This is a genomic window from Corynebacterium jeikeium (assembly GCF_000738175.1).
GTDB lineage: Bacteria > Actinomycetota > Actinomycetes > Mycobacteriales > Mycobacteriaceae > Corynebacterium > Corynebacterium jeikeium_C.
Genome location: NZ_JFCH01000029.1, coordinates 36,829 through 59,832, shown reverse-complemented (window position 1 = coordinate 59,832; position 23,004 = coordinate 36,829). Strand labels below are relative to the sequence as shown.

The window sequence follows — 23,004 nt, the reverse complement described above, 5'->3', positions numbered from 1 at the left end:
ATGATCCTTATCAACGTAAAATAGCCAAAAACCACCCCACGACCAGGCCACTAACCGCCAACAACGCGCAAACCGCCACGCCGATCCCGCACCGATCCCGCACCAGACAACACACCCGCAATCACATCCGCCGCCACATCATCACCACCCGGCACGAAATGCGCATACACATCCAAAGTCACCCGCGCCGACGAATGCCCCAATCGACGCTGCACAGCCTTCACCGGCACACCAGCGCTTAGTAGCTCCGTCGCATGAAAATGCCGGAAAGAGTGCGGCGTCACCGGATCAACACCCACGACGAGGCACAACCGGCGCAGCGCCTGGGAGTACTTCTCCGCCGTCATCGGCACCCCACCCCACCGGGCATGAAACACGCGCTCATCCACACGCGGCAGCTCATTAATCGCGGCCAGCGTCTCATCATCCACACTCAAAGCGCGGATACCCTTGTCGCCGGTCTTTAGTGGTCGCGTGCCAGCGCCAGTGCGCATAGCCTGCTCCATCACGAGAATCTGCCTCTTCTCGAAGTCCACATTCCGCCAACTCAGGCCTGCCACCTCACCGGGGCGCAACCCCGTCGCAGCGCTCACACGGATCATCACGGCCAGGTCAGGGTGCGCCTGGAACCAGGACAGCTTCTTGCCCCGCTTGCGCTGCCCATAGCCCGTCCGCGCATACCGGATCAGCCGGTCAATAAGGTCACGAGTGGGCAGATCATGCCAGGTAACACGGGTAGTCGGTCTAGATGCGGTGACAGTGCGTGCCGGGTTCTTCGGGATCAGTCCATCATCGACTGCCCGCTCTAGCACGGCCTTGAGGTTGGCTAACGCGCTCGATACGGACGATACGCCCAGGGGGGAACCGTCTTTCCATGGCCTGCCGGCCTGCAGTGTCGCCACCCATGCGCGGATGTCCGCAGGCGTGAGGGTGCCGACAGGCTGGTCTGCCAGATCACCGAGATTCCGCATAAGGGACATGCGGAACGGACGGGAGACCTCACTACTGGACTGCACCCATTCATCAACGAGTGTGCCGATAGCAGTTTTCTCCAAGGTGGGGTTAGCCCATGTGCCACGGGTGAGCGCGACCCGCTGGTCTGCGAGGTACTGCTTGGCCTCGCGTTGCGTGTCGAAGCTCTTAGAGTGCTCCCGCCCGGTCTTGTCACGATAGCGGGCGACCCAACGGGTCTTGCCGGTCTTAGTAGTGCGTTTCTGGACAGCCATAACGACGGCTCCTTACTGCAGGCAGGACTCTTCAGTTCCGCCCGCCTGAATGCAGTTCCAGAAGTTCACGGTGGCGTCGTTTTCGGCGTTGCCGGTGGTAGGCATCGGAGTGTCGCCCTCGGGGGCGAACTTCTCCGTGTTAATCGGCTCCTCCGTGTAATCCTCGTCGATCAAGGAACCTCCATCATCTGGGATGTCGCCGTTCTCTTTTAGCTCGTCGGACAATGGCTTGATGTCCTCGACCTTGACCTTCTTACCCAGGAGGTATACGTACTCGGTGTTCTCGTCGACTTCCCAGGAACCATATACCTTCATGCTGTGCCCCTTGTCGAGGGTCTCGCTCCAGTCCTCGTGGCCGGAGTCTGCGTCGTCGCAGACGTTGGCCTGCGCCGGAGTCTCGGTGTCCCCATCCTTGTTGATGGTGGCTGGGTCGTCCAGCATTGCCCACCCGTTCTCGGCGGTATCGAGCGTGAAGTGTCCCTTGATCTGTAGCAGGGTGTTTCCAGGCTTGATGATGCGCAGGTCGTAGTCCTTCATCCCGTAGTCGCAGGAGCCGCCGAGGGTGACGGTCTCTAGCTTGAGCTCGCCCTCGCAGGGGAGGTGCGAGTAGCAGGTGACGGGGAGGGGGTTGGCGATGTTGTGCTCTTCGGAGTCGGTTCCATCGGGGTTGAGCTTTTCCTCGAGTTCGCCAGGGTTGATGTCCGGGGTGGTGTCGTCGGTGCTGCAGCCGGCGATGAGGAGTGGGACGGCGAGGATGGCTGGGATGATGCGGGTCTTCATGGTTTTCCTTCCTAGTGGGTTAGTGCTTGGCGCATGTAGACGGCGAGTAGGTGCTGGGTGACCTCCAGTTCGTCGGCGAGCTCTTGGAGGTTGCCTTGGCACCACCTGTAGGCCGTGTTGAACGTCGCCGGGTCGATAAGCAGGCGCACGGCGTAGCGGTCGGCGCGGGCTTCCTGCTTCTGGTCGTAGTGGCCGTTGCCGGTGGGCTGGTCGCGGTAGTGCGCGTGGCCGAGCTCATGGGCGAGGGTGGAGCGGTATTGGGTGATGCTCATTCCGCGCCTGGTGCTGATGGTGTGGGTTGTGTGGTTGTAGTAGCCCTTGACGCCGCCGTCATGGCGGGTGAGGGTTACGCCGAGTTGGCGGGCTACGTGGTGCAGGTCTGGGCAAGTGATGGTCATTCAAGGTCGCTCCCTTCTTGCTGTGCTCGTAGTGCGTCCTCGTCGGGGCTGGAATCTGCGACGGCGTGGAACTCGTACACGTCCGCGAGGTCATCGTGATCTTTTTCTTCGAGCCTGCGGACGATCTCTTGGGCGAGCTCTAGATCTGTGTAGCTACTAAGTGAAGCTTCTTGGAAGTGCTCGTCCATGTCGGAGCGGGTGATGCACCCGCTGGTTAGTAGGCCAGGGATTGGATTGGCGCCATAGGCGCGAGCGAGCTCAATAACAGCGCTTGCCGTGTCGTTCTTAAGTCGCCGTTGAATCGTGGGGTGGGTGGTGCCGAGCTTGTCGGCGATAGTGCGCCAAGATGCACCGCCGGTAACTCCGGTTATCCATTGCTGAAATTCGCTCATGTCTACATGGTACATTTTCAAACCACTTAGAGCCATTCGAACTGCATGGATAGTAAATAAACCAACCCCGTTTTGGGGTAATGGTTTACAAGTGCGCCATCATGGATTACCTTTAAACCATACCGGCAAGGAGGTGAACCACATGACCAAGGCAATCAAGCTCAATACAGAAGCGATGAAGACGCTCGTCCGCACCCTCGGACTCTCGGAGAGCCAGGCGGCGGAGCGCATCGGAGTTAAGCGGCAGACATTTGTCCGCGCAATGGAGGGCGGGAACGTTTCGGCAGCATTCGTCGCCGGAGTTCTTATCGGGTTCGGCCTCGAAGATTTCGGGCAGATGTTCTACACGACCACGCGCGAAGAGATTGCGGCATAGAAAAAGCCCCTGCGGGAACAGGGGCAAAAAGGAAAGTAAGGAAAGTATAGCAGATGAAGATACACCCATACATCGCCGATCTTCCAATCTTCGAGGATCGCGTGGAGCAGATGGCTGAATCTATCGCGGAGATTGGGCTACTACACCCGATCAGCTTGGACGCGGAAGGCCGTGTAATCGGTGGCCGCCATCGTCTCGCAGCGTGCGAGAAGGCCGGCGTGGAGCCAGTTTTTGAGACCCGCAAGGAAGACCCTCTGGCGTTCATGCTTAGCGATAACGACGACCGGAAGCACCAGACAGTTGGGCAGCTCGCAGCGGAGAAGGCGATCACCTTGGCTAAGGCTGGGCGCCGAGAGAACGGGCGATGGAAGCGCGGCACAACGAGTTATTTGCAATTTGCAAATAGCGACAGCTCAAACGCCGGGTCGCAGCTAAGCAGAGCCGGTCTAGTGCTCGACATTCTTGGCGAAGGCACCCTTCGCGCGGTCGCAGTTGGCGACCTCCCCCTTTCCGAAGCCCAGGAAAAGGCTGTGGCCGAGAAGCAGCGCCGCGAAGCCGAGGAGCGCGCCCGTATCGAGGAAGCCCGCGACGAGCAAGCCCGCGAAGACAAGGCAGGTCGCTACTTCGACAACCACCCTGAAGCCCAAGCCTGGCTTGACTCGAAGCCCCAAGGAACCTTCGAGACCATGCGCGGAGCCTACGCGGCATACCTCGAACATGACCGCGAAGCCCGCCGGGCGGAGCAGGAAAAGAAGCGCAAGGAAGAAGAGGAACAACGCGACCACCGCGTGTTCATCGAACGCCATAAAACCTACGTCGAAACCTTCGTCGAAGCCTTCAAGTTCGGCCTGATGATGGCGACATTCCCCGCCCGTGATGAAGTCCTCGACGCGATGGAAAAGCACGACCGCGAACGATTCCTAGAGATCGAAAACAAGTACCTGAAAGGACGCGACTAATGGCTGCCGATTACACCGAACTACTAATGAAGCGCCTCGACGAGGCTCGCCCAGACCGATATATCGCGAAGGACTGGATCGACCGCGTCGCCGACTCTATCCCGGTCGATGTGGCGCAGGTGGAAGACCTCGCGCGGGAACTACTGCGTAGCAAGGCGCGAAGCATTGAGGAGAAACGCACTAGCTCCGGGAACGCGATGGCTCGCGAGTTTCACATCACAGGCCAGCAGCCGCTGGATTGGCAGCTCGCGGGAGAGTCTCCGATTAGCTTCTGGAACACGATTCTGGTCAACGGGAAGCCAAAGAAGGTGCGCGAGCGGGTGAAGCTGTCCTGCGCCTCGGTTCGCGACTTGCAGCTATGGGCTGACACGGAGCGCAAAGCTGCGAATGCCGACCATGCTGCCCGCATGAAGACTGTCGCGGGGATCGAGCAATGGGAGGCGGAGATGGCGCGGTTGGGTGCGTTGTCGTGGGGCGCGTATCAGCAGGCCGTGCAGTCCAGCGAGGCGTCCGCCTAACCCCCTTGGTTCGTCTGGGAGGGGAAGCCTGGACGAGCCCGCCCTGGGTAGACCAACCCCGCAGGTGCAATTCCTGGGCAGGGCACAAGGCCACATGGCCATGTTCTTTGACAACTGAATACCACCGTCTGCGATACGGGCGGGGCGAGCGCTGGTTCTCAGATGCGCCATGACCCCCGCAAGCCCTACTAGGGCAGGAACCCCACCCGCCAGTGGGAGGTAACTACAGACGAAAACAGACCCTCACAAGGTTGTTTGCACGCGATCACCAGCCACGCCAGCCACTAGGCGCGCGCTACGTGACGTGCAAGGCAGGTTCGAGTCCTGCCGAGGGTACTAGGGGCGTAGCGGTCGACCTTCCGACGTTTCGTCGCCGCGTAAGCCCACCCCACGACCGCTAGCGAAGAGCGCGAGGGTGGCGCTGCGCCCCTTCCCCTAAAAACACGACAAACCCCACCCAGATCATCGCCTAATCAATTCTGATCCAGATGGGGTGTCGTTGTTCTGCCATTCACTAAAAACAAGGCCACACGAAAGGACAAAAACTGTGACCCAACGCAAATTTTACACCATACCCGAGGCTGCAGAAATACTGCGAATTCCGCCCGGCACCCTGTACCGCCATGCCCGCGAAGGCCGGCTCGCCCATCTCAATCCCATCCGTATCGGGAATGCCACCCGTATCCCTGTTGAATCCATCACCCCTGAGGAGGCCGCATCATGAGTCGCCACGATGACATCCCAATCCCGAACCGTATTATCCCGCCGGCACACCCAGCTATCCAGGGCGCGCAACAGCGCCTCATTAACGAGATCGACGAGTGGCTGGAAGCGGACGATGATTACACCGATGACGCGATGCCCTACGAACTCGACAGTGAGCAGCGGGTAACCCTGTTCGACATGATCGCCGCCTCGCTGGCCGCTATCGCGTTCGCGGGCACGATCCTGCTGATCGCCTGGCATCTCGGAAAGTTGTTGGTCTAATGCCCCTGATTGACCCGTATGACCACGACGATTCGACCCCGCCCCCGCCATTCTGGTTCTCCCTCGGTTTTGCCGTGGGTATGGGCGTGATCCTGATCTGCGTAATCCTGCTGACCTAGAAAGCCCCCCCATTGAAAGACCTTGAAACCCAGCTCGCGGACATGAAGCTGGATCGCCTGATTTCCGCGACACATTCCCAGCTGCTGAAGACGGACGACCCGCTGGCTGCCTATACGGCTGAATTACTACATCGGCTTCCCCGCCTGCGTGACCGTAACCGCGAGCTACAGCAGCAGCTAAGCCGAGCGAATCACCCGCGCCCCGGCATTTCTGCCGACCGGCTACGGAAGAAGGTTCGGGAGGCGACCCGGTCGCAGCGCGCGATCTGTAATCACCTGGACGCACTAGCGAACGAGATCAGGTGATCGCGGTGCGCGAGATTAAGCAAGTGCCGATCCCATCGGGGCTACAGGCTGCATTGGCCGCTAAGCGCGACCGCCTGGGCAGCGATCTGATTGTGGAGCTCACGGGGATTTCGCCAGCCCAGCTCAATGAGTGCTGCAACCCCGTATCGCGTCGGAACACAATGTTTATTTCCACGCTAGACAAGCTCGTTACTCGCCTCGGGCTGGACATCAATTTCATCTACGAGGCAGAGGCGGAAGCTAAGCGTCTTATAGAAGAGAAAGGAGTGTTGCCACCATGCCGCAACGCCTAATTAGCTTCGACACTGAAGAGTGGTTGGAGCAGCGCCGTGAGGTTATCACGGCTACGGAAATTGCTAGGGCGATCCGGTCGCCTAAATATGCTCGTGAACTGCGCGAGGAGAAGCGCACCGGCAAGCAAAACTTCACCGGCAACCGCTACACCGAGTGGGGTAAGGAGCGCGAGCCTGTTATCGCCAAGCATGTTCGCTTAGAGATCGACTCGAGCCTTGAAGCGAACGATGACCTGTGGGTCGATGATGCCGGTTTGATCGGCGCGACACCGGACATGGTTGATCGTGATTGGCGCGAGGGGCAGCCGATGGAGCTGATCGGCGAGATCAAGACCGTTGGCGCCCACCGCGATTGGGGCGATGGGGATATTCCTGGTGTGTACTTCGACCAGGTGCAGGTTCAGTTGTATGTGACCGACGCGGACGAGTGCCTGTTCTCTTGGGAGCCGTACACGGTTGAGGGCGACGAGTTCAAGCCCGGCGAGGTGCGCAGCTGCGTTATTCGACGCAATGAGAGGCGCATCAAGGAGTTAGTGGACTTCGCTCACAAGTGGCTCGAAGGCAAGAACCCGACCGCCCCAGATGTGTCCTTCGAGTTGGCGCAGGTCAAGAAGCTGACCGACATGAAGGCCGGTATCGAGGCGGAGATCAACGAACTGCGCGAGCAGATCATCGGCGCCATCGGCGACGAACCGGGCAGCTGGGAGTATCCCAGCATCGGCATGGTGACGATGACGAAGCCAGGCACGCGCAAGACCTTCGACTCCAAGAAGTTCCGCAAAGATCATGCCGACCTGGCCGACCAGTACACGGTTGAGAAAGAAACGAAGCCAAGCTTACGCCTGGCATTCGAGAAGGAGGTGTCCTAAATGGGTAATCAGATCAACCTGGACAACTATGAACCTGTCGAGGAGCGCATTATGCGCTTCAAAGACACGTACCCGAACTACCGCATGACCAGCGAGGTCGTGGACATGCGGGGCGAGGTGGGAGCCACCCGCTGGGTCGTGAAGGTGGCACTCTATCGCAACTTCGAGGACGAGAAGCCCCTTAGTGAAGGGCACGCCTTCGAGGTCGACGGCGCGGGCATGACACAGAAGGTAGCCGCGCTGGAAACCTGCGAAACCTCCGCACTGGGACGCGCGCTGGCTAATGCCGGTTTCGCTGGCAACCGCCGTGTGACGCGCGAAGAGATGATGAAGCCAAAAATCCAGGAGCTTACCGACAGGGCGAACGCCTGCAAGACGGAAGCCGACCTGAAGAAGGTATGGAGTGAGGCGATGGAGCTTGGCGTCGCTAACCACCTGACTCTGGTCGTGAAGCGGAGGAGGGCGGAACTTAATGGAGCCTCTTAACCCTGTCCAGATCGAGCGCGACCTGCGCACCACCAGCGAGCAGACATACAAAGGTGTAGACGTCGTTTCAAACGCCTATGCCGACTACCTCGACGCGGAGCGCGAATACAAGAACGCCTACGCTATGGCCTACCTGGCAGCCGAGGGCAGCATTAAGGACAAGGAAGCCAAGGCGGAGGTTGCGACCGAGGAGAAGCGCGCAGCCCGCGATGTCGCCGATGTTGCATATAAGCGAGCGAAAGACATGCTGCGTGCGGTTATCGCTAAGCAGTCCGCACTACAGACTATGGCTGCTGGAATCCGCCAGGCCTATGCCGGGAGTGGCCATGGGCAAACGTAAGGCAATGCCGCCCGAGGTCGCAGAGGCTGTTCTCGCCCGGTCGGCCGGCACATGCGAGGCAATGATTCCCGGCGTGTGTGTTGGACGGGCGCATCACTTGCACCACCGGAAGATGAGATCACAGGGTGGCGAGCATACGGAAGAGAATCTGGTTGCTCTCTGCCACCAATGCCATAGCTACGCGCACCACAACCCCGCTTGGTCTTACGAGCGGGGCTTATTGATTCGTGGCCGGGACGAGGTTACCTGGCCGCCGAGATACTACCGAGGGGTTTACAGGAAGGAGGAAGAAGATGGAGAAAGAATGCATCGAAGTTAGCCCGCTAGGCAGATTTGAGATCAAAGAGAGAGGCTGGGGCAGATGGAAGCACTTTCCTGAATACAGTCGCCGCCACTCTGAATATGTTTACGTCATTCTCGACCAGGATAATAAGCCGATTTACGTCGGCAAGGCAGTGAACATGGTGTACAGAATGTCCGGGCATGTGCGCAAGCCATGGTTTCCGCGAGCGGCTAGTGTCTATGTTTTTGAAATTCACGGGGACAGCCGTTTCGACGCAGAGTCGAAAACATGGGAGGCCGAAAGACGCTTCATTGAAGCGATTAAGCCGGAATGCAACCAGCGACCAGGTTCACAAGTGTACGCATCGCGGTATGGCCAGGGCTTCGTTCTAGCGGGAGGGGGTGAGGTGGCATGAGGATTCGTTCGATCAAGCCCGAGTTCTGGCGATCACCCGATATATCTTGCCTGACGGTCGAAGATCGACTGCTGTTCATTGGGTTGTGGTCGTATGTGGACGATAACGGGGTAGGGCAGGACAGAGTGAGCCTAGTGGCCGCTGATCTGTTTGCCGATGATCTCTCACGACACCCTCGCGACACCCTCGCGAGGGTTGCAGACGGGCTTCAACGCCTTGCTTCAGCCGGGCGAATCAACCGGTACACAGTCGATGGGCGAGAGTATCTATCAATAGACAACTGGGGAAAACATCAACGTATCGATCGGCCTAACAAACCTCGCTACCCGCTCCCTACCAGCGAAAATGCGCAAATGCGCGACACCCTCGCGACACCCTCGCGACACCCTCGCGAGAATCCATTGCCTGGAACAGGGGATAAAAGTAACAGAGGAACAGAGGAAAGGAATATATCGTCCGAAGCAAGTTCGGACTCGTCCGCCCGAAGGCCGGACGCGCGCCCAGATGCCTACCCGCCCGCATTCGAGGATTGGTGGAAGACCTACCCACGCCGACGCAACGCCTCAAAGAAAGACGCGGCGAAGCAATGGCGTGAAGCAACCAAAACCATCGCCCCCGAGGAACTGCTCCGCCTCACAGCCGTCTATGCGGACAACCCCGGAGTCGATGACGCGCGCTACATCCCCCACCCACACAAGTGGCTCAAGGATCGCCGCTGGGAATCCATCGACGAAACCAACAATCATGTGGCACCACAGCCCGCCCGCCAAGGCGTGACGGCAGATGCGCTACTCGCGAGCTTCTATGGCGAAGACATGCCCAGCGAGCCGCTGCAGATCGGAGGTAACCCCCAATGGCAACTCGGAGCATGACGCTCGACCAGGCAGCCGCGATTGCCTCACAGGTGCTTGAGAACCTGAAGCTGTTCGCCCCACAGTCGATGCCTCGCATGGATTCTCCGGAGCAGCAGCAAGCGCTCATGCGCCTGTACGCCGACGCGATTAGCCGAATCCACTTGCCGGTGAAGGTGTTCCCCGTCGCGGCCTTGAAGGTCGCTGGGGACGATCTCGGCGGCAGGTTGATCGGAGTCCCGGACTTCAAGCGAGCCGTATGGCGCGCTCACGAGGAGCTACTCATCGACGAGCCGGGATACCGGGCGGAGTGCGAACAGATCAGGCGCAGGCGCGAGCAGCAACGGCACCTGCAGATGGGGCTTACCGCCGATGGGCGATCCCCGGAGCTATGCCAGCGCGCGGGAAACGTCGATCAGAAGGCCGTAGAAGCGACGAAGAAGCGCCTCTCGCGTAAATGGGCACTAGAGGCGGGAAAGTCCGCGAGAGACGGCAATCAACAAGAATCTGACGCCACCAACAACCAACCAACAACCAAGGAGTAGAAAAAATGACCCACATGACCGTAACCGGCAACCTCGCCAGCGATCCCGTACTACAGCACAACGCGGAAGGCCAGCCCTGGGCGGGACTCACCGTCCTATGGAGCGAGCGGGAGAAGAACAACGCCACCGGGCAGTGGCAGGACACGCCCGTCATCGCCGTCAAGGTGTCCTGCTTCGGCACCCTGGCAGCCAACGTCGCGCACAGCCTCAAGAAGGGCACGCGCGTGACTGTCGCGGGCAAGGTGCGACCGACCGTGTGGAACTCGCAGCATGGCGAGCAGCTGCAGATCAAGATGACCGCCGACTCCGTCGCGCCTGATCTGCGCTGGGCGGTCGCAGGTGTGCAGAAGGCCACGACGAACCAGCAGAACAACCAGGCAGGTTTCGGCCAGCAGCAGGGCGACCCGTTCGCCGACCAGCCCGCAAACCAGCAGCAGGGCGACGATGACGAGCCGCCTTTTTAAGCAAGAGAGAAACCAATGGCACGCACAAGACAATCAGCCAAAGCGGCCGGAGCCAGGTTCGAAAGGCAAATCGCCGACCACCTCCGCGACAACGTCAGCGAATACATCGACCGCCGTGTAAAAACCGGGGCGAAAGACCGGGGCGACATCTCCAATGTCCGATCCCACGGCGAGCGAGTGGTCGTGGAATGCAAGAACACCGCCCGTCCAAGCCTCGCCCAATGGATCGACGAAGCGCACACTCAGGCGGGCAACGACGACGCAGCCGTCGGCATCATCATCCACAAACGCCACGGCGTAGCAGACCCTGGAAGGCAGTGGGTAACGATGTGCGTCGACGACCTCATCTTCTTCCTCACCGGCGAACTACAGGAATCCCGCTATGAGCCATAACTCGCACCGCCCAGCAACTAACTTCGACCGCGCGATCGACATCGCCGCCTACATGGACGAGGTAGGCGAGTCCCTATTTGAGCTCGTGCACCAGCTGAACGTTGCCGGCCTCATCACGCCCGACCCTGGCGAGAACAGCGTCACCTACTACGACCTGTACGAGCCCGACGATTCAGCACCGATCTACCGACCAGCACCCAAGGAGGACACTCCATGACCACCCGCAAAACCTACGACCTACCCGAACCATCGGCAACCAACTATATCCACAACGTTTGGTTCACCCGCCACTCCATCGTGATCGACGGCGACATCGACAACGACGGAGTTGTAATCCACGACCGCAGCCGGGGCACCATCGACATTGAAACGCACGAGGAGGAAGTGCTGTCTCTCGGCTACGACGAAGCCCGACGGGTTGCCCTCGCTCTACTCGCAGCCGTAGAGGAAGCCGAAAACATGAAGGGGAACAGCTAATGACCAGCAACCAGCAACGTCTGGAAGAACTACAACAGCAGGCTAAAACCCTCGCGGAGCAGATCGAACAGCTGGAAGACCAGCTCAACAACACGCCACCCACCACCGGGCTACTAGGCCGCTGGGCGACCAACCGCCACGGCAAGCAGGTGCTCATCACCACAGACAGGCCAGTAGATGGCTGGATCGAAACCACATACGTCAACCCCGACGGCACCACGAGCGAAAAGGCGGAGCAGTTCGACAGTCTCTCATTCCCAGAGCAAACCACCCGCCCGGAGGACGTACCCGTCGGCGAAGCCTGGCTACTAGACGCACACAACGGGTTCGACACACAACCCAACACCCCCGCGCTTAAAATCACCCCCGACCTATGGGTAACCCCCACACGGGAAACAGCTGACGAGTCCGAATGGCACAACTACGAAATCACGCTCATCACCCCGCTTATTCCCGCCCGCCCACAGGATATGCCGGAGACTGTCACCACACACGAAGAATACGAGGCGCTACCCGAAGGAAGTATTGTCGCCGCAGTTGGCGACGGTCCATGGATTCACCTGCCCTACGTGTGGATGAGCGATGGCGGCAGGCGAAACAATGCCGAGATGGCAGGAAGGACGCGCCATGTTCTCCGCCGGGGGTGGGGAGAATGAGCACCTACAACAAAGCAACGGACGTGATCCGCGCCCACGGAACCGACCCTTGCCAAGAACCGGAATGTATCGCGCAAGACCTAGCTGATGCGGACCTACTCGCGCCAGACCTACCGGAACCGGACGAGCACGGCAAAAGTGGACAATTCCACATGGGCGAATGGCTACCACTAGGAACAGGGCTAGAAAACCCAATCGTGTGGACAGCCGCCGGTGCTGGACGGGTAATGATCCAACGCATCGAACCCGGCGAACTTAACCCAAACGAAACGCACAAGGTTGCGCTTGCGCTACTGGCAGCCGCGAACTACGCAGAAGAGGAAGGGCAACCCAGTGGGAATGTATGACAGTTTCATCGACCGCCTCGGAGGTGATGTAGGTGAATGAACTTTTAATTTTCGTCGCGGGTCTAGCCATGACGATCGTAATAGGAATATTAACCGTTCTTGTGGTGGAGGCCGTTGATAGGCATAACGCCACACCATACTGGGAGCGCAAAGCGCGCAAGTACGAGCGAAAAGCAGACCGATTACGAAGCACCCGCGTTCTCCTAAGCGCTTTCCCTTTCACCCACGTAATCAGTCACAACCTGGCCGTATTTACCGACAGATACATGTACCTGGCGGAGGAATGCAGAAAGAAGCAATGACCACCACACGGGAACACTGGAAAGTCTGGAAGCAGCAACGATGGGCACCGAAACCCTACTGGGTCGTAACCTCACCTGAATATCACGAGCTCGGCTTCCCCACCCATACTGAAGCCCTCGCCTACGCCGACCGCATGGCACGCACCGTAGAAATCGAGCTGCCAAGGGATAACACAGTTGTTCCGCTCCCGGCTTGCATGGAGAAGGAAGAAAAGCCGATCACGCTCCACCGCTGGGGTGAGCACATAATCATCGAATGTACAGCCCAAGGGGTAGAGGAGGTTATTTTCATCCACGACGACGAACTGAAACCCCTCGCCCTCGCGCTACTCGCACACCACTACAGACAGGAAGCACAGTGAGCACCTACCTCTACCTCCAATGCGACAGCCACACTCCGCCACTACAAAGCCCCCATGAGGTAGGCCAGCACCTCCGCAACCTACCCCGCATACGCGAAGAGATCAACCAGCGCCAAGACCTCTACCGCGCGCACCAGGGCGGCTACCTCGGCTACGAAACCGACTACGGCAGCCAATTCACCAACACACTCCGAACATTCCTGATACAACACCCACACTGCAGCCTGCGGATCGTCGATGAATACGGAGACACACACCCACTCGACCCGAAAGAAGAGGAGTAATGCCCGACCCACTCATGCAACAAATCGACCGCTACAACAACTGGCACGAGTACGAGATCACTGTCACCTACACCGCCTATGTTGAAGCGCACAGCGAAGACGAAGCCGAGGGAATCGCCAGCGGCATACTCGACACCATCACTAACGACCACACGCCAACCATCGAAGCGAATAGGGTGCCGCACACATAAAGAGGGGGCGGCCTAAACAAAAGAGGGGAGGGGGTCTAATGGAACAAGGGGGAGGGGGCATAGAACTAACCCCACCCCTACGGCACGCAACCCCTACACCTAAAGCCAGTCAAGCAGGAACGTCTACAACAACCAGCAGCACACACCCCACAAGGAGAGCCCACCTCGTGACCGGCAACCTACCCGCAACGCTCACACGCCTAGCAACACTCATAGACGAACTAAGCAGCGAACTAACAGACCAAGTCTTAGCGCCTGGTGTTACATCGCAAACAGGCGTACGCAAGACGACCATCAACCGTCCGGCGCCATGCAACATCAAGCAGCTAGACATGAAGCTCGACATCGAAGCCGAAGTGATGGACATCATCAAGCGCGCAGCAGGAAGCTACTTGCCAGCAGCTAAGCGCAAGCAAGGCGCAGCAAGCTGTTGCCGTTGGCTTGCAACCTACATTGACGTGTTGGATCAATGCGAGGAACGCGACCAGGTTGCAGAGGATATTGCCTCAATGGAGCTAAGCCTATTCCGTAGATGGAACAGGGAGGTGCCGGCCTCGATGGCGAGCCACTGGCTGACGACCTCCCAGGCAACGGCACGGGCAGCACGCCACAAGGCGGAGTTAAAGCCCGCCACGCTACGACAATGGGCGAAGCGCAAGAAGGTGCGCAGCAGAACCTACGGAGACGCGAAGCACTACTGGTGGCCAGATGTAGAACAACAACTATTGCAACTGTCACGCCCTGCGGTATAATGGAATTGCAACAGGTGTAGGACAAACCCCCGGCGCACGCCCCACATCACGGGAGCGAAGCGCACGGGGGTTTGGTCGTATGCCCCCCGGCTATCTAGGTAGCCCCCTCATGCAGGCAGCCCCCCTATCGCTACCGCACCCCACGGCAAGGGCACACCCCGCCGCCTGTAGCCCCATACTCCCGCCGCCCTGGTGAGGGCAGTCGACCACGCGGCGCAGCACGGGCTCAAGCGCAAGGGAGTACAGGCCAGCCTTACGGGTGGCACGGGCGCAGGCACTACGAGCCAGGGCAACAAGCATGGAGCAAGCGAAGCGCGAGCAACACGCGAAGCATCGACAACACATCGAGTCGACGAGCAATCAATAGCAAGCGACCATGAAGCAACGAAGCTAACGACATGCAAGCGCTAGGCAAGGTCAGGCCAAGCGGTAGGTAGCAACGGCCAAGCCAAGACCAAGTAGCAAGCAGGACAATGAACGAAGGTTAGTGAGCAATGAGGCAACACGTTCACCGCACAAGCGATCCTGAATACAGGCGCAGGCGAGAACTACTCAAAGCCCAATCGAACCTCACATGCTGGCTATGCAATAAGCCGATCGACAAGAAGATCAAGTGGCCAGACCCCATGAGCTTCACTGCAGACCATGTTGAGCCGGTGGCAACGGGCGGACATAACCATGGGCGGTTACGTCCGGCACACTTTGTCTGCAACTCGCGCAGGCAGCAGCGCAGCGAACGGCTCGAGCGATCCAGCGAGCCGCACGCTATGCCATGGTGAATGCACACTAGGGGCGGGGCTACGTAATAGAACACCCGGTCGAACGCGCGGGGTTTTCGATGAGAGACCCAGGGGGAGTAACCCCAGGTCATAGGGGGTTTTCCACCCACATGTCATTGTGGATTTCCCCCTCTTGACAACTATTTCCACTTAACGCAGCGTTTATGCAGGTCAGAGCGTTTTCGTATTTTCACCAAGGAGATGGTCGCTAATGGCTGAAGAAATGGCCGACAACCTAGGTCGCCTAGGAAAAGCTGTTCGAACCGAGCAGTCGTTCGAATCGTTGATCGAACTCCGAAACGTCCTTGCGGACGCGATGGATTCCTCGGACGACGCGCGGAGCATCGCGGCACTGTCTCGACAACTCACAGAAGTGCTAGCGCGCATCGATGAGCTTCGCCCGCCTGTAGACGATGGCAAGCCGCTGACGGTTGTGGAGCAGCTTATGGAGCGCCGTAAGAGCGCGAGCTAGGAAGAAGGTGACGGTCGGTGTCGCAAACGATCGGCAGGCAAGAACCGTCCCCAGTCTCCAAGCTCCCGCGCTTCCATACGACCGAAGCTGATGATGCGGCCTTCCTTGCTGAGGGTTACGGGCTTAAGCCTGACCCGTGGCAGAAGCTGTTCCTCGATCACGCGATGGGGCGTGACGCCAAGGGGCGTATGACGTGCACGCAGGCGTGTCTGTCTGTGCCGCGTCAGAACGGCAAGAATGCGATCATTGAGATGATCGAGCTGTATCAGACTGTTGTGCTAGGCAGGAAGGTTCTCCATACCGCTCACGAGCTCAAGACTGCGCGTGCTGCGTTTCTGCGCATCGCTGGCTTCTTTGAGTCGCCGGAATACCCGGAGCTTCAGGAGATGGTGGACTTCATTCGCCGCGCTAACGGCCAAGAGGAAGTGCGGTTGCTTAATGGCGGTAGCGTGCAGTTCGGCGCTCGCACGACGGGCGCAGGCCGTGGCTTCACTGTGGACACTCTCATCATGGACGAGGCGCAGGACTTGGGCGACGAGTCACTGGCCGCGCTACTCCCCACAATCTCGTCTGCTCCGTCTGGTGAGCCGCAGCAGATTATCGTGGGCACTCCGCCGACTACTAGGTCGGATTCCGAGGTGTGGCGACGGCTGCGTGATAACGCCATGGAGAGCAAGAACCGCCGCTCGATGTGGTGCGAGTGGTCTGCGCCTGACGCTGATGGCCCTATCGAGCTAAGCGACCCTGACGTATGGGCGTACGCCAATCCGAGCCTGGGCATTCGCCTGCGCGCAGAGGTGATCGAGGATGAGCTGTCCGCGATGGAGCCGGGTGTGTTCATGCGCGAGCGGCTGGGTATGTGGTCGTTTGCTGGTGAGCGGTCAGTTATTCCGGTCGAGGACTGGCGGGCGTGCGAGGATCGCCAGGTTCGCGTTCTGCCGCAGGATATTGAGAAGGTGGTGCTCGCGGCAGACATCACGCCTTCTCGTGACGCAGGCGCGCTCGTGGCGGCGATTCAGACCACGGATGGCAAGCCGCCCATCGTTGACGTGATCGACCAGCGGGCGGGCTCCGTGGCATGGATTCCCGCGAAGGTTGCGGACGTGGTCGAGAAGTTCGGGGCGGACGCGGTCATTATCGACGGCTATTCCCCGGCCTCGTCGCTGATTGAGGACATTCAAGCGCGCGGGGTGGGCGTGACGAAGGTGCGGGTTGATTTCGTGTGTACGGCTGCCGAGCGGTTCCTGGATTCGGTGCTGACTCACAATGTGCGCCAGTTGGGGCAGGGGTCTATGCAGCTGGCTTTGTCTGGTGCTCGTAAGCGGCGGGTGGGGGAGGGGCGTTTCGCGTTTGGGCGCCTCAACTCAACGACGGACATTAGCCCACTCGTGGCCGCCACCCTAGCTCTTAATGGCCTGGATACCGAGCAGGAATTAAGTCGCGTGAAGTACCGCAGGAAGCCGCGGGGCGGGGCGAAGAAGAACTACCGCAAGAAAGTGATGGTGATGTAGATGGCTCTGCTATCTGATCAGGATAGGGCGCTGGTGAAGGGTCTATCTAGTCGCCTCGCTAGCTACGACCATGGCAACCAGCAGCGTGAGGCATACTACCGTGGCCGGTATTATGCCCCATCGCTGGGTATCGGTATCCCGCCTAACTCGGTGCTGAACAAGGTCACTGTGGGCTGGGCGTCTACTGTCGTGGACACGATTGAGGAGCGTATCGAGTTCCTGGGCTGGTCTGACGCTAGCGGTGAAGATGATGAGCTACTGTCTGCCGTGTACGAGTCCTCTGACGTGGGCTCGGAATCTAGCGCGGTACATAGCGATGCGCTGATGTACGGCATCGGCTTCCTGTCTGTGACAGCAGGTGGGGCGGGGGAGCCGGAGGTGCTTATCCGTGCTCATTCGGCGCGTTCCACCACGGCGGAGATCAACCCGCGCACAGGTCTTGTCGAGGCTGGCATTACCTACCACTCGAAGAAGGAAGCGACCTTATGGAAGGTTGACGAGGTTGTCGAGCTGGTGCGCGGCTCCGAGCATGGCGAGTGGGAGGTCGCGGAACGTATCCCGCATAGCATGGGGAGGGTGCCGCTCGTGGCGGTGGTGAACCGCACCCGTGCGGGCGATCGTCGCGGGCGTTCCGAGATCACGCCGGGCATCATCACGGCGATTAACTCGGCTACCCGTGCGCTACGCGCGATGGACGTCAACCGAGAGTTCTTCTCCACCCCGCAGCGCTATGGTATTGGCTTATCGGAGGAGAACTTCGAGGGTGTGGACTCGTGGAAGCTGATTAGCACTCGCATGTTGCTTGCTCCCCGTGACGAGGAGGAGGGCACGGAGCCTAAGTTCGGAGAGTTCTCAACCGTGTCACCTGGTCCATACCTGGATCAGATCAAGGGGCTGGCGAGCTTGGTGGCTACCGAGTCCGGTATCCCGGAATCCTACTTCAACATTCCGCACTCTAACCCCACGAGCGCTGACGCGGTGCGGGCGATGGAGAACCGGCTGATTAAGCGCGCAGAGCGGCGCTGTCGCCAATTCACTAGCCCATGGGTCGAGGTTGGCCGGTTAGCGCGCGCTGTGGTGACAGGGCATCTTGATATTGAGGATTCTCCGCGTGCCCGTTGGGCCGACCCGGCTACGCCTACCTTGGCGGCCACCACAGACGCGATGGTCAAGGCCGTGCAGTCTGGCGTGCTGCCGGTTGGCGAGGTTGTGTGGCGTCGCATGGGGCTTTCGGAGCATGAGATTGAGTCCGTCGAGAGCGTACAGGCTGAGGCGCGCGCTAGTGATCGTCTCGTGCGTCTGGCTGGCATTGCTCGTGGTGCGAGCGAGGAGGCGCTGATGGCAGCGGGAGGTGAGGCTAGTGCAACCGGCGCTAATGGGGGCAATGCTGCAGGATCAGCTGGTGGCGACAGCACAGCAGTCCCTGCTGGAGGCTAACCTTCTCGCCGGGCAGGCTATCGACCCGCAGCTGTTTATGGTCGATGCGTTCACGGAGATCGTGGACGTGTACGGCACGGAATCCGCGCTAGCTGCGCGGGATTATGCGCTGGCTGATTATGCGGCGCGTGGTGAGCGAGTGAGGGCTGGCCAGATCGACTTGGCGGCACCGTCGCTTGAGCAAGCGGACAAGTCTGGCCGGTGGGCAGTGTTTGGCGTGCAGGACGAGTTCGAGGCCGCCGCGCTAGACCGACTACAGGGCGCACTCACGCGCCTAGTGCTGCAGTCCTACCGGGAAACGGTGCTCAATGCCGCGCGGGATCATGGGCGGCGCACCCGCACGGCGGTGGCTCGTGTCCCGGAGGCGGGCGCGTGTGCGTTTTGTCGCATGTTGGCCTCTCGTGGCGCGGTGTATGGGTCTGCCAGGTCTGCGCAGTCCACGAAGGACGGAAACCGTTTTCATGACAACTGCAGGTGCTCAACACAGATCGCCCGCATTGACGGTAGAGACCTGCCGCAATCGGTGCGGCATCTAGAGCGCGAATGGGCGCAGTTCTCGGAGGAGACCGACAGTCTCACGCTGTCCAGCTACGCAAAGTGGCTTAAAGAGGGGGCGAGCCGTTAAGGGGCTTTACCAGGTTCGATTCCTGGCGTCTCACTACCGCTTCCTATAAGGGTGGCGGGTTTTTATTGGACGGGGCTAAATGTCCCGGTTGTACGCACGAGTATGTGCGGTGATTTTTAGGGGGCTTTATGTCTGACAATCCAACACCTAACAACATGCCTAACGCTGACGCGAAGGCCGATGAGGCTAATGCCGATAGCGGGTTCGAGGCGATCACAAGCCAGGAACAGCTGGACAAGATTCTATCCAAGCGCCTAGAGCGCGAGCGGGCGAAGTACGCGGACTACGAGGAGCTGAAGAAGCAGGCGGCGGAGGCTGCCGACTCTCGTAGCGAAGTAGAAAAGCTGAACGACCGCGTTAAGGAGCTAGAACAGGAACGCCACCAGAGCGCGCTAGAGGCCGCGAAAGCTAAGGCGGCTAGCGAGCATGGCGTACCGGCTGATCTTCTCGTAGGCGACGATACGGACGCGATTGAGGCGCACGCCAAGCGTCTTGCGGAGTATGTGGCCGCGCAGGCGCCAGCAACGGGCGCATACGTGAAGAACGTAGGGCGCGATGAGGCTGAATCGTCTGCCGAGGCGTACGCGCGCCGCATGTTGGCAGGCAGCTAGCCCTCGCTAATAAAACCAAGCCACAAACACACGATTCCTTGAAGGAGGAACACACTAATGGCTACGCAAAAGCTCAACTCTCTGATTGGCGGCAAGGGCGGGCAGGATACCCTGCCACGGAACCTGTCCCAGGAAATTTGGAAGGACGCACTGGAAGAAGCGGTCGTTCCGCGCCTGTCTAAGGCGCACCCGGTGATTCTGGGCGAGAACACGATTCCGACGCTGACTAAGCGCCCGGCTGCCGCGATCATCGGCGAGGGCGAGAACAAGAAGCAGTCCGATATGCAGATCGGTGCTAAGAGCTTCCGACCGATCAAGGCTGTGGTCGGCATGGAGTTCACCATGGAGGCTATCGAGACCAACCCAGTGAACGTGCTCGAGCAGATCGGCGCGGAGGCCGCCGGCGCTCTGGCTCGTCAGATTGACCTGGCTGTCCTTCACGGTCGCCAGGCTATCGACGGTGGCCAGCTGTCTGGCCAGGAATACGTGACCAAGACCGCCCACGAGATCGAGCTGCCAGAGCCGGAGGCGGTCGATGAGGCTATGTGGGAAGGCTACGGCCTGGTCAATGAGGCCGACGGCAACTTCGACGGCTTTGCTGCCGACCCGCGCTTTGCCGCCTACATCGCTAACGCGCGCGACAAGGAAGGCCGCCGCCTCTACCCGGAGATCAACATGGGCGGCCAGGGCATCTCTACCTTCGCTGGCCTGCCGGTGGCGGTCGCTAAGACTGTGTCTGGCCGTGTTGACGCCTCTGCGGACACGAACATTCTGGCTATCGGCGGCGATTGGCAGCAGGTTCGCTTCGGTCGCGCACTGGATATTCCGCTGCGCCGTATCGAGTACGGCGACCCGCTGGGCAACGGCGACCTGCAGCGCCGCAACTCCGTGGCGTTCATCGCGGAGATCATGTTCGGTTGGACGATTATGAAGGATGACGCTTTCGTCAAGTTCGTGAAGCCGGGCGATACCGTTCCGGGTTCCGGCGCGTAAGACGATAGCGTCACTATGACGGAAGGGGGAGCCTATGGCAATCGAAATTACCCCTGACGAGTTGCGCGCCTACGGCCTCGACATCACGGACGAGACGGCGGAGCTGTTTATCCGTGATGCCGTGGCTATGGCGGTCACTATTGCGCCGGGGCTGAAGAATGCTGACCAGGATACGCAGGACGCGGCGGCTGGTGTGATCCGCGGCGCGATTGTGCGCTGGGGCGAGTCTGGCGCTGGTGGTGTGGCTTCGCAGTCGAAGACGATGGGGCCGTTTAGTACCCAGGAGTCCTACCGTCAGCGCTCGTCCATGTTTTTCCCGTCCGAGGAGGCGCTACTGAAGCGGCTCGCGGATTCCGCCTCGCGGCGTGTCTACTCGGTGGACATGCTGCCTAATGAGGCGCGCGGGCTGTATCAGGATTGGCCGTCGACGTGGCCTGAAAAGTATCTTCTTGGACCGTATTCGACGGGGTGGGCGTGATGGATTTTCCAGTGAAGCACACTCTGCAATTACGGCGCGGTATGGAGGCGGTCAACGAGGATGGCGACCCTGCCTACATGCTCGGCGAGCCTGAACCTATTGCGGTCGCCGCATGGTGGCTCACGGGTGGCGAGGAGCCAGGTACTGATGGGCACATGTACCGGGTTGACTACGACGCTGCGGCGTTTATTCCCGTTGGTGCGAATATTCAGCCTGAAGATGAGATTTATCTTCCTAGTGTTGGCTGGTTTCGTGTCGATGGGCCAGTAGCCAACTGGGATCATGGTCCATGGGGCAGCGTTGGCCTGGACAAGGTGACGCTATCGAGGGGGTCTCATGAAGACGTGGCATAACTGGCACGCCTATGCCGTGCTGCGTAAGTCGCCGGGCGTGGCGCGTCTCGTCGACGAGAAGGCGCGGGCGGTACAGCAGTCCGCGCAGGCTAACGGCAAGGGCACTTACGTAATGGAGTCCGGCTCGCCGGGCACTGCTGATCGTTGGCGCGCGTTCGTTGCCACAGGCGATGGTGATGCGCGTCGAGATCAGGCGACCAACGACACGCTCTTGAAGGCGTTAGGGGCTGGTAGGTCGTGATTCCTGACGCTGAAATGGTGGCTGTAACGCTGCTTAGGCAGCGTTTAGACGTGCCGGTATACATCACCCCACCTAGGGACATTCCAAGCACCTATGTGCGTATTACGCGCCTAGGTGGGGTGCGGAGAAATGAAGTAACCGACGCGGCTCTTATTGGGGTTAATTGCTACTCCAAGAGCCGTAGCACGGCGGCCAAGCTAGCCAACGAGGCTCGCGTGGTGCTTGATGGCAGCGCGGGCGAAAAAGTACATGACGCGGGTATTCGGTTTTGGCGAGAAGTTGCTGGACCGGTGAACTACCCGCAGCCAGACGTGGACAGGGTTCGCTACCAATTCACAGGCGAGCTTCGGCTGGCAACAAACAACATCACTCATTCCTAAAGGAGGAATATTCACATGGCACTGGGTAACACTCAAGATGTTCTGGTTGGCATTCCCGATAGCTCTGGCGGGCTGTGGGTAGGCGACCTTATTACCGACACTTCGTCCCTTCCTGACGCTAGCACCGACCTGGAGGCTGCTGGCTTCGTCCCGGCTGGCTTCATTGGCGAGGACGGCGTCACGGAGGCTAACGAGCGCGATACCGACAAGATCAAGGCGTGGGGCGGCGATACCGTCCGCGTGATCCAGAACGACCACACCGTTACCTACAGCTTTACTTTCCTTGAGCTGGGCAACGCGGAGGTTCTGAAGCTGATCTACGGCGACGAGAACGTCGAGGTTTCGGGTGATCAGATTCTGGTGAAGAAGAACTCTGACATTCTGCCTCACAAGACCTGGGTTATTGAGGTCTTCGACCGTGGCGCAGATCGTAAGATTCGCCTGGTTGTCCCTGATGGCCAGATCACCGAGACCGGCGACCGCAACTTCACTCACTCTGACGTGATCTCTATGGAGGTCACGATCGAGGCGTTCGTGGACGCGGACGGCAACAAGGGCTACGAGTACCAGGTAAAGCCTGACGCTAAGCCCGGCAACTCCACCCCTAACCCCGAGGATCCGGGCAACTCTGAGGGTTAGATAGCTAGTTCGGCGCGTAGGGGTGCCGCGCCTAACAAGTAGCCCCCTTGGGGGCGGGGACTCCGTGTGCCGTCCTCGCCCCCTCTTTTTCATCTTTCACTTTTCTAGGCACAC

39 protein-coding genes are annotated in these 23,004 nt (G+C 59.7%); 34 read left to right on the top strand and 5 right to left on the bottom strand.

Translation table 11 applies throughout. The annotated features are described in order from the left end of the window. Positions 1-50: 50 nt before the first annotated feature. From JQ46_RS05035 to JQ46_RS05020, 4 genes are read right to left on the bottom strand one after another with little or no spacing between them, the layout of a single operon-like run. Positions 51-1,226: a tyrosine-type recombinase/integrase gene (locus tag JQ46_RS05035; RefSeq protein ID WP_034986023.1), complete on the bottom strand. Its 1,176-nt coding sequence runs from the start codon at positions 1,224-1,226 to the stop codon at positions 51-53. Between the two features lie 12 nt (positions 1,227-1,238). Continuing rightward, a complete protein-coding gene (locus tag JQ46_RS05030; RefSeq protein ID WP_034986020.1) occupies positions 1,239-2,006 on the bottom strand; it encodes a hypothetical protein in 768 nt (255 codons plus the stop codon). A gap of 11 nt (positions 2,007-2,017) precedes the next feature. Continuing rightward, positions 2,018-2,404, bottom strand: a complete 387-nt coding sequence (locus JQ46_RS05025) for an ImmA/IrrE family metallo-endopeptidase (RefSeq protein ID WP_034986018.1) — start codon at positions 2,402-2,404, stop codon at positions 2,018-2,020. Continuing rightward, positions 2,401-2,796, bottom strand: a complete 396-nt coding sequence (locus JQ46_RS05020; protein ID WP_155271100.1) for a hypothetical protein — start codon at positions 2,794-2,796, stop codon at positions 2,401-2,403. The genes JQ46_RS05025 and JQ46_RS05020 overlap by 4 nt, the downstream gene beginning before the upstream one ends. A 142-nt stretch (positions 2,797-2,938) precedes the next feature. Here JQ46_RS05020 and JQ46_RS05015 point away from each other — a divergent pair, with 142 nt between their 5' ends. The 21 genes from JQ46_RS05015 to JQ46_RS04915 all read left to right on the top strand — a co-directional run bounded on the left by JQ46_RS05015 (position 2,939) and on the right by JQ46_RS04915 (position 13,144). Then, complete coding sequence (locus JQ46_RS05015; RefSeq protein WP_005293571.1) at positions 2,939-3,172, top strand: hypothetical protein; 234 nt, start codon at positions 2,939-2,941, stop codon at positions 3,170-3,172. Between the two features lie 53 nt (positions 3,173-3,225). Continuing rightward, positions 3,226-4,131, top strand: coding sequence for a ParB N-terminal domain-containing protein (locus JQ46_RS05010; protein ID WP_034986013.1), 906 nt, complete (start codon positions 3,226-3,228; stop codon positions 4,129-4,131). Next, positions 4,131-4,649, top strand: a complete 519-nt coding sequence (locus JQ46_RS05005) for a hypothetical protein (protein ID WP_034986011.1) — start codon at positions 4,131-4,133, stop codon at positions 4,647-4,649. Before JQ46_RS05010 ends, JQ46_RS05005 begins: the two co-directional genes overlap by 1 nt. 493 nt (positions 4,650-5,142) lie before the next feature. Continuing rightward, a complete protein-coding gene (locus JQ46_RS11625) occupies positions 5,143-5,373 on the top strand; it encodes a helix-turn-helix domain-containing protein (RefSeq protein ID WP_424647999.1) in 231 nt (76 codons plus the stop codon). Next, on the top strand, positions 5,370-5,636 hold the full coding sequence (locus JQ46_RS05000; protein WP_034986008.1) for a hypothetical protein: 267 nt from the start codon (positions 5,370-5,372) through the stop codon (positions 5,634-5,636). Before JQ46_RS11625 ends, JQ46_RS05000 begins: the two co-directional genes overlap by 4 nt. Before the next feature lie 131 nt (positions 5,637-5,767). Continuing rightward, positions 5,768-6,061, top strand: a complete 294-nt coding sequence (locus JQ46_RS04995; protein WP_034986006.1) for a hypothetical protein — start codon at positions 5,768-5,770, stop codon at positions 6,059-6,061. Positions 6,062-6,066: 5 nt separating this feature from the next. After that, positions 6,067-6,354, top strand: a complete 288-nt coding sequence (locus tag JQ46_RS04990) for a hypothetical protein (RefSeq protein WP_192817242.1) — start codon at positions 6,067-6,069, stop codon at positions 6,352-6,354. Beyond that, positions 6,339-7,223 (top strand): YqaJ viral recombinase family protein, encoded by an 885-nt coding sequence (locus JQ46_RS04985; protein WP_034986002.1) that lies wholly within the window; start codon positions 6,339-6,341, stop codon positions 7,221-7,223. The genes JQ46_RS04990 and JQ46_RS04985 overlap by 16 nt, the downstream gene beginning before the upstream one ends. Continuing rightward, positions 7,224-7,709 carry a hypothetical protein gene (locus JQ46_RS04980; RefSeq protein ID WP_034986001.1) on the top strand — a complete coding sequence of 162 codons (486 nt, stop codon included), beginning with the start codon at positions 7,224-7,226 and terminating at the stop codon, positions 7,707-7,709. Then, the gene (locus JQ46_RS04975; protein ID WP_034985999.1) at positions 7,696-8,049 is read left to right on the top strand and encodes a hypothetical protein; all 354 of its coding nucleotides are present in this window, start codon (positions 7,696-7,698) and stop codon (positions 8,047-8,049) included. Before JQ46_RS04980 ends, JQ46_RS04975 begins: the two co-directional genes overlap by 14 nt. Beyond that, complete coding sequence (locus JQ46_RS11460) at positions 8,021-8,368, top strand: HNH endonuclease signature motif containing protein (RefSeq protein WP_337588506.1); 348 nt, start codon at positions 8,021-8,023, stop codon at positions 8,366-8,368. Before JQ46_RS04975 ends, JQ46_RS11460 begins: the two co-directional genes overlap by 29 nt. Next, positions 8,343-8,747, top strand: a complete 405-nt coding sequence (locus tag JQ46_RS04965; protein WP_034985997.1) for a GIY-YIG nuclease family protein — start codon at positions 8,343-8,345, stop codon at positions 8,745-8,747. Before JQ46_RS11460 ends, JQ46_RS04965 begins: the two co-directional genes overlap by 26 nt. A 401-nt stretch (positions 8,748-9,148) precedes the next feature. After that, on the top strand, positions 9,149-9,619 hold the full coding sequence (locus JQ46_RS11330) for a hypothetical protein (protein ID WP_192817241.1): 471 nt from the start codon (positions 9,149-9,151) through the stop codon (positions 9,617-9,619). Continuing rightward, complete coding sequence (locus tag JQ46_RS04955) at positions 9,601-10,143, top strand: hypothetical protein (protein WP_155271097.1); 543 nt, start codon at positions 9,601-9,603, stop codon at positions 10,141-10,143. Before JQ46_RS11330 ends, JQ46_RS04955 begins: the two co-directional genes overlap by 19 nt. A gap of 5 nt (positions 10,144-10,148) precedes the next feature. Further along, the gene (gene ssb, locus JQ46_RS04950) at positions 10,149-10,607 is read left to right on the top strand and encodes a single-stranded DNA-binding protein (RefSeq protein ID WP_034985993.1); all 459 of its coding nucleotides are present in this window, start codon (positions 10,149-10,151) and stop codon (positions 10,605-10,607) included. 15 nt (positions 10,608-10,622) lie between these two features. After that, positions 10,623-11,000 carry a putative PDDEXK endonuclease gene (locus JQ46_RS04945; RefSeq protein ID WP_034985990.1) on the top strand — a complete coding sequence of 126 codons (378 nt, stop codon included), beginning with the start codon at positions 10,623-10,625 and terminating at the stop codon, positions 10,998-11,000. Next, positions 10,990-11,217 carry a hypothetical protein gene (locus JQ46_RS04940; protein ID WP_034985987.1) on the top strand — a complete coding sequence of 76 codons (228 nt, stop codon included), beginning with the start codon at positions 10,990-10,992 and terminating at the stop codon, positions 11,215-11,217. The genes JQ46_RS04945 and JQ46_RS04940 overlap by 11 nt, the downstream gene beginning before the upstream one ends. Further along, on the top strand, positions 11,214-11,477 hold the full coding sequence (locus tag JQ46_RS04935; protein ID WP_034985985.1) for a hypothetical protein: 264 nt from the start codon (positions 11,214-11,216) through the stop codon (positions 11,475-11,477). The genes JQ46_RS04940 and JQ46_RS04935 overlap by 4 nt, the downstream gene beginning before the upstream one ends. Beyond that, positions 11,477-12,133, top strand: coding sequence for a hypothetical protein (locus tag JQ46_RS04930; RefSeq protein WP_034985984.1), 657 nt, complete (start codon positions 11,477-11,479; stop codon positions 12,131-12,133). The genes JQ46_RS04935 and JQ46_RS04930 overlap by 1 nt, the downstream gene beginning before the upstream one ends. After that, entirely contained in the window at positions 12,130-12,480 is a 351-nt protein-coding gene (locus JQ46_RS04925; protein WP_034985983.1) for a hypothetical protein, read from the top strand. Before JQ46_RS04930 ends, JQ46_RS04925 begins: the two co-directional genes overlap by 4 nt. 283 nt (positions 12,481-12,763) lie before the next feature. Then, on the top strand, positions 12,764-13,144 hold the full coding sequence (locus JQ46_RS04915; protein WP_155271096.1) for a hypothetical protein: 381 nt from the start codon (positions 12,764-12,766) through the stop codon (positions 13,142-13,144). Positions 13,145-13,224: 80 nt separating this feature from the next. On the opposite strand, the gene JQ46_RS11240 is transcribed toward JQ46_RS04915, so the two are convergent. Further along, positions 13,225-13,401 carry a hypothetical protein gene (locus JQ46_RS11240; protein WP_155271095.1) on the bottom strand — a complete coding sequence of 59 codons (177 nt, stop codon included), beginning with the start codon at positions 13,399-13,401 and terminating at the stop codon, positions 13,225-13,227. Positions 13,402-13,427: 26 nt separating this feature from the next. Between JQ46_RS11240 and JQ46_RS04905 the strand changes: the two genes are divergently transcribed. The 13 genes from JQ46_RS04905 to JQ46_RS04845 all read left to right on the top strand — a co-directional run bounded on the left by JQ46_RS04905 (position 13,428) and on the right by JQ46_RS04845 (position 22,890). Continuing rightward, positions 13,428-13,619, top strand: a complete 192-nt coding sequence (locus JQ46_RS04905; protein ID WP_034985979.1) for a hypothetical protein — start codon at positions 13,428-13,430, stop codon at positions 13,617-13,619. A gap of 332 nt (positions 13,620-13,951) precedes the next feature. Then, positions 13,952-14,371, top strand: a complete 420-nt coding sequence (locus JQ46_RS04900; RefSeq protein WP_155271094.1) for a hypothetical protein — start codon at positions 13,952-13,954, stop codon at positions 14,369-14,371. A gap of 990 nt (positions 14,372-15,361) precedes the next feature. After that, a complete protein-coding gene (locus tag JQ46_RS04895; protein ID WP_034985973.1) occupies positions 15,362-15,622 on the top strand; it encodes a hypothetical protein in 261 nt (86 codons plus the stop codon). Positions 15,623-15,639: 17 nt separating this feature from the next. Next, complete coding sequence (locus tag JQ46_RS04890) at positions 15,640-17,133, top strand: hypothetical protein (protein ID WP_051876257.1); 1,494 nt, start codon at positions 15,640-15,642, stop codon at positions 17,131-17,133. Beyond that, complete coding sequence (locus JQ46_RS04885; protein WP_051876256.1) at positions 17,134-18,570, top strand: phage portal protein; 1,437 nt, start codon at positions 17,134-17,136, stop codon at positions 18,568-18,570. Beyond that, entirely contained in the window at positions 18,518-19,195 is a 678-nt protein-coding gene (locus JQ46_RS04880) for a hypothetical protein (protein WP_051876255.1), read from the top strand. The genes JQ46_RS04885 and JQ46_RS04880 overlap by 53 nt, the downstream gene beginning before the upstream one ends. A 155-nt stretch (positions 19,196-19,350) precedes the next feature. Continuing rightward, positions 19,351-19,806, top strand: a complete 456-nt coding sequence (locus JQ46_RS10790; RefSeq protein ID WP_051876254.1) for a capsid assembly scaffolding protein Gp46 family protein — start codon at positions 19,351-19,353, stop codon at positions 19,804-19,806. 57 nt (positions 19,807-19,863) lie between these two features. Continuing rightward, a complete protein-coding gene (locus JQ46_RS04870) occupies positions 19,864-20,799 on the top strand; it encodes a phage major capsid protein (RefSeq protein WP_051876253.1) in 936 nt (311 codons plus the stop codon). A gap of 34 nt (positions 20,800-20,833) precedes the next feature. Continuing rightward, the gene (locus JQ46_RS04865) at positions 20,834-21,277 is read left to right on the top strand and encodes a hypothetical protein (protein WP_051876252.1); all 444 of its coding nucleotides are present in this window, start codon (positions 20,834-20,836) and stop codon (positions 21,275-21,277) included. After that, positions 21,277-21,630 (top strand): hypothetical protein, encoded by a 354-nt coding sequence (locus JQ46_RS04860; protein ID WP_034985971.1) that lies wholly within the window; start codon positions 21,277-21,279, stop codon positions 21,628-21,630. The genes JQ46_RS04865 and JQ46_RS04860 overlap by 1 nt, the downstream gene beginning before the upstream one ends. Then, the gene (locus tag JQ46_RS04855) at positions 21,614-21,871 is read left to right on the top strand and encodes a hypothetical protein (protein WP_034985969.1); all 258 of its coding nucleotides are present in this window, start codon (positions 21,614-21,616) and stop codon (positions 21,869-21,871) included. Before JQ46_RS04860 ends, JQ46_RS04855 begins: the two co-directional genes overlap by 17 nt. After that, on the top strand, positions 21,868-22,251 hold the full coding sequence (locus tag JQ46_RS04850; protein WP_034985967.1) for a hypothetical protein: 384 nt from the start codon (positions 21,868-21,870) through the stop codon (positions 22,249-22,251). The genes JQ46_RS04855 and JQ46_RS04850 overlap by 4 nt, the downstream gene beginning before the upstream one ends. Positions 22,252-22,266: 15 nt before the next feature. Further along, on the top strand, positions 22,267-22,890 hold the full coding sequence (locus JQ46_RS04845) for a hypothetical protein (RefSeq protein ID WP_051876251.1): 624 nt from the start codon (positions 22,267-22,269) through the stop codon (positions 22,888-22,890). The last annotated feature ends 114 nt before the right edge of the window (positions 22,891-23,004 follow it).

Bases quoted from the DNA above. Each gene is read 5' to 3' on its own strand.
- JQ46_RS04940 (WP_034985987.1), top strand. From the start codon at position 10,990: ATGAGCCATAACTCGCACCGCCCAGCAACTAACTTCGACCGCGCGATC.
- JQ46_RS04855 (WP_034985969.1), top strand. From the start codon at position 21,614: ATGAAGACGTGGCATAACTGGCACGCCTATGCCGTGCTGCGTAAGTCG.
- JQ46_RS05020 (WP_155271100.1), bottom strand. From the start codon at position 2,796: ATGAGCGAATTTCAGCAATGGATAACCGGAGTTACCGGCGGTGCATCT.
- JQ46_RS04865 (WP_051876252.1), top strand. From the start codon at position 20,834: ATGGCAATCGAAATTACCCCTGACGAGTTGCGCGCCTACGGCCTCGAC.
- JQ46_RS04885 (WP_051876256.1), top strand. From the start codon at position 17,134: ATGGCTCTGCTATCTGATCAGGATAGGGCGCTGGTGAAGGGTCTATCT.
- JQ46_RS04895 (WP_034985973.1), top strand. From the start codon at position 15,362: ATGGCTGAAGAAATGGCCGACAACCTAGGTCGCCTAGGAAAAGCTGTT.
- JQ46_RS05000 (WP_034986008.1), top strand. From the start codon at position 5,370: ATGAGTCGCCACGATGACATCCCAATCCCGAACCGTATTATCCCGCCG.
- JQ46_RS04845 (WP_051876251.1), top strand. From the start codon at position 22,267: ATGGCACTGGGTAACACTCAAGATGTTCTGGTTGGCATTCCCGATAGC.
- JQ46_RS05015 (WP_005293571.1), top strand. From the start codon at position 2,939: ATGACCAAGGCAATCAAGCTCAATACAGAAGCGATGAAGACGCTCGTC.
- JQ46_RS04975 (WP_034985999.1), top strand. From the start codon at position 7,696: ATGGAGCCTCTTAACCCTGTCCAGATCGAGCGCGACCTGCGCACCACC.
- JQ46_RS04945 (WP_034985990.1), top strand. From the start codon at position 10,623: ATGGCACGCACAAGACAATCAGCCAAAGCGGCCGGAGCCAGGTTCGAA.
- JQ46_RS04980 (WP_034986001.1), top strand. From the start codon at position 7,224: ATGGGTAATCAGATCAACCTGGACAACTATGAACCTGTCGAGGAGCGC.
- JQ46_RS11460 (WP_337588506.1), top strand. From the start codon at position 8,021: ATGCCGGGAGTGGCCATGGGCAAACGTAAGGCAATGCCGCCCGAGGTC.
- JQ46_RS04880 (WP_051876255.1), top strand. From the start codon at position 18,518: ATGCTGCAGGATCAGCTGGTGGCGACAGCACAGCAGTCCCTGCTGGAG.
- JQ46_RS04870 (WP_051876253.1), top strand. From the start codon at position 19,864: ATGGCTACGCAAAAGCTCAACTCTCTGATTGGCGGCAAGGGCGGGCAG.
- JQ46_RS04925 (WP_034985983.1), top strand. From the start codon at position 12,130: ATGAGCACCTACAACAAAGCAACGGACGTGATCCGCGCCCACGGAACC.
- JQ46_RS04930 (WP_034985984.1), top strand. From the start codon at position 11,477: ATGACCAGCAACCAGCAACGTCTGGAAGAACTACAACAGCAGGCTAAA.
- JQ46_RS04935 (WP_034985985.1), top strand. From the start codon at position 11,214: ATGACCACCCGCAAAACCTACGACCTACCCGAACCATCGGCAACCAAC.
- JQ46_RS04905 (WP_034985979.1), top strand. From the start codon at position 13,428: ATGCCCGACCCACTCATGCAACAAATCGACCGCTACAACAACTGGCAC.
- JQ46_RS04955 (WP_155271097.1), top strand. From the start codon at position 9,601: ATGGCAACTCGGAGCATGACGCTCGACCAGGCAGCCGCGATTGCCTCA.
- JQ46_RS05035 (WP_034986023.1), bottom strand. From the start codon at position 1,226: ATGGCTGTCCAGAAACGCACTACTAAGACCGGCAAGACCCGTTGGGTC.
- JQ46_RS04985 (WP_034986002.1), top strand. From the start codon at position 6,339: ATGCCGCAACGCCTAATTAGCTTCGACACTGAAGAGTGGTTGGAGCAG.
- JQ46_RS04900 (WP_155271094.1), top strand. From the start codon at position 13,952: ATGAAGCTCGACATCGAAGCCGAAGTGATGGACATCATCAAGCGCGCA.
- JQ46_RS05005 (WP_034986011.1), top strand. From the start codon at position 4,131: ATGGCTGCCGATTACACCGAACTACTAATGAAGCGCCTCGACGAGGCT.
- JQ46_RS05030 (WP_034986020.1), bottom strand. From the start codon at position 2,006: ATGAAGACCCGCATCATCCCAGCCATCCTCGCCGTCCCACTCCTCATC.
- JQ46_RS04860 (WP_034985971.1), top strand. From the start codon at position 21,277: ATGGATTTTCCAGTGAAGCACACTCTGCAATTACGGCGCGGTATGGAG.
- JQ46_RS05010 (WP_034986013.1), top strand. From the start codon at position 3,226: ATGAAGATACACCCATACATCGCCGATCTTCCAATCTTCGAGGATCGC.
- JQ46_RS05025 (WP_034986018.1), bottom strand. From the start codon at position 2,404: ATGACCATCACTTGCCCAGACCTGCACCACGTAGCCCGCCAACTCGGC.
- ssb (WP_034985993.1), top strand. From the start codon at position 10,149: ATGACCCACATGACCGTAACCGGCAACCTCGCCAGCGATCCCGTACTA.
- JQ46_RS10790 (WP_051876254.1), top strand. From the start codon at position 19,351: ATGCCTAACGCTGACGCGAAGGCCGATGAGGCTAATGCCGATAGCGGG.
- JQ46_RS04915 (WP_155271096.1), top strand. From the start codon at position 12,764: ATGCAGAAAGAAGCAATGACCACCACACGGGAACACTGGAAAGTCTGG.
- JQ46_RS04965 (WP_034985997.1), top strand. From the start codon at position 8,343: ATGGAGAAAGAATGCATCGAAGTTAGCCCGCTAGGCAGATTTGAGATC.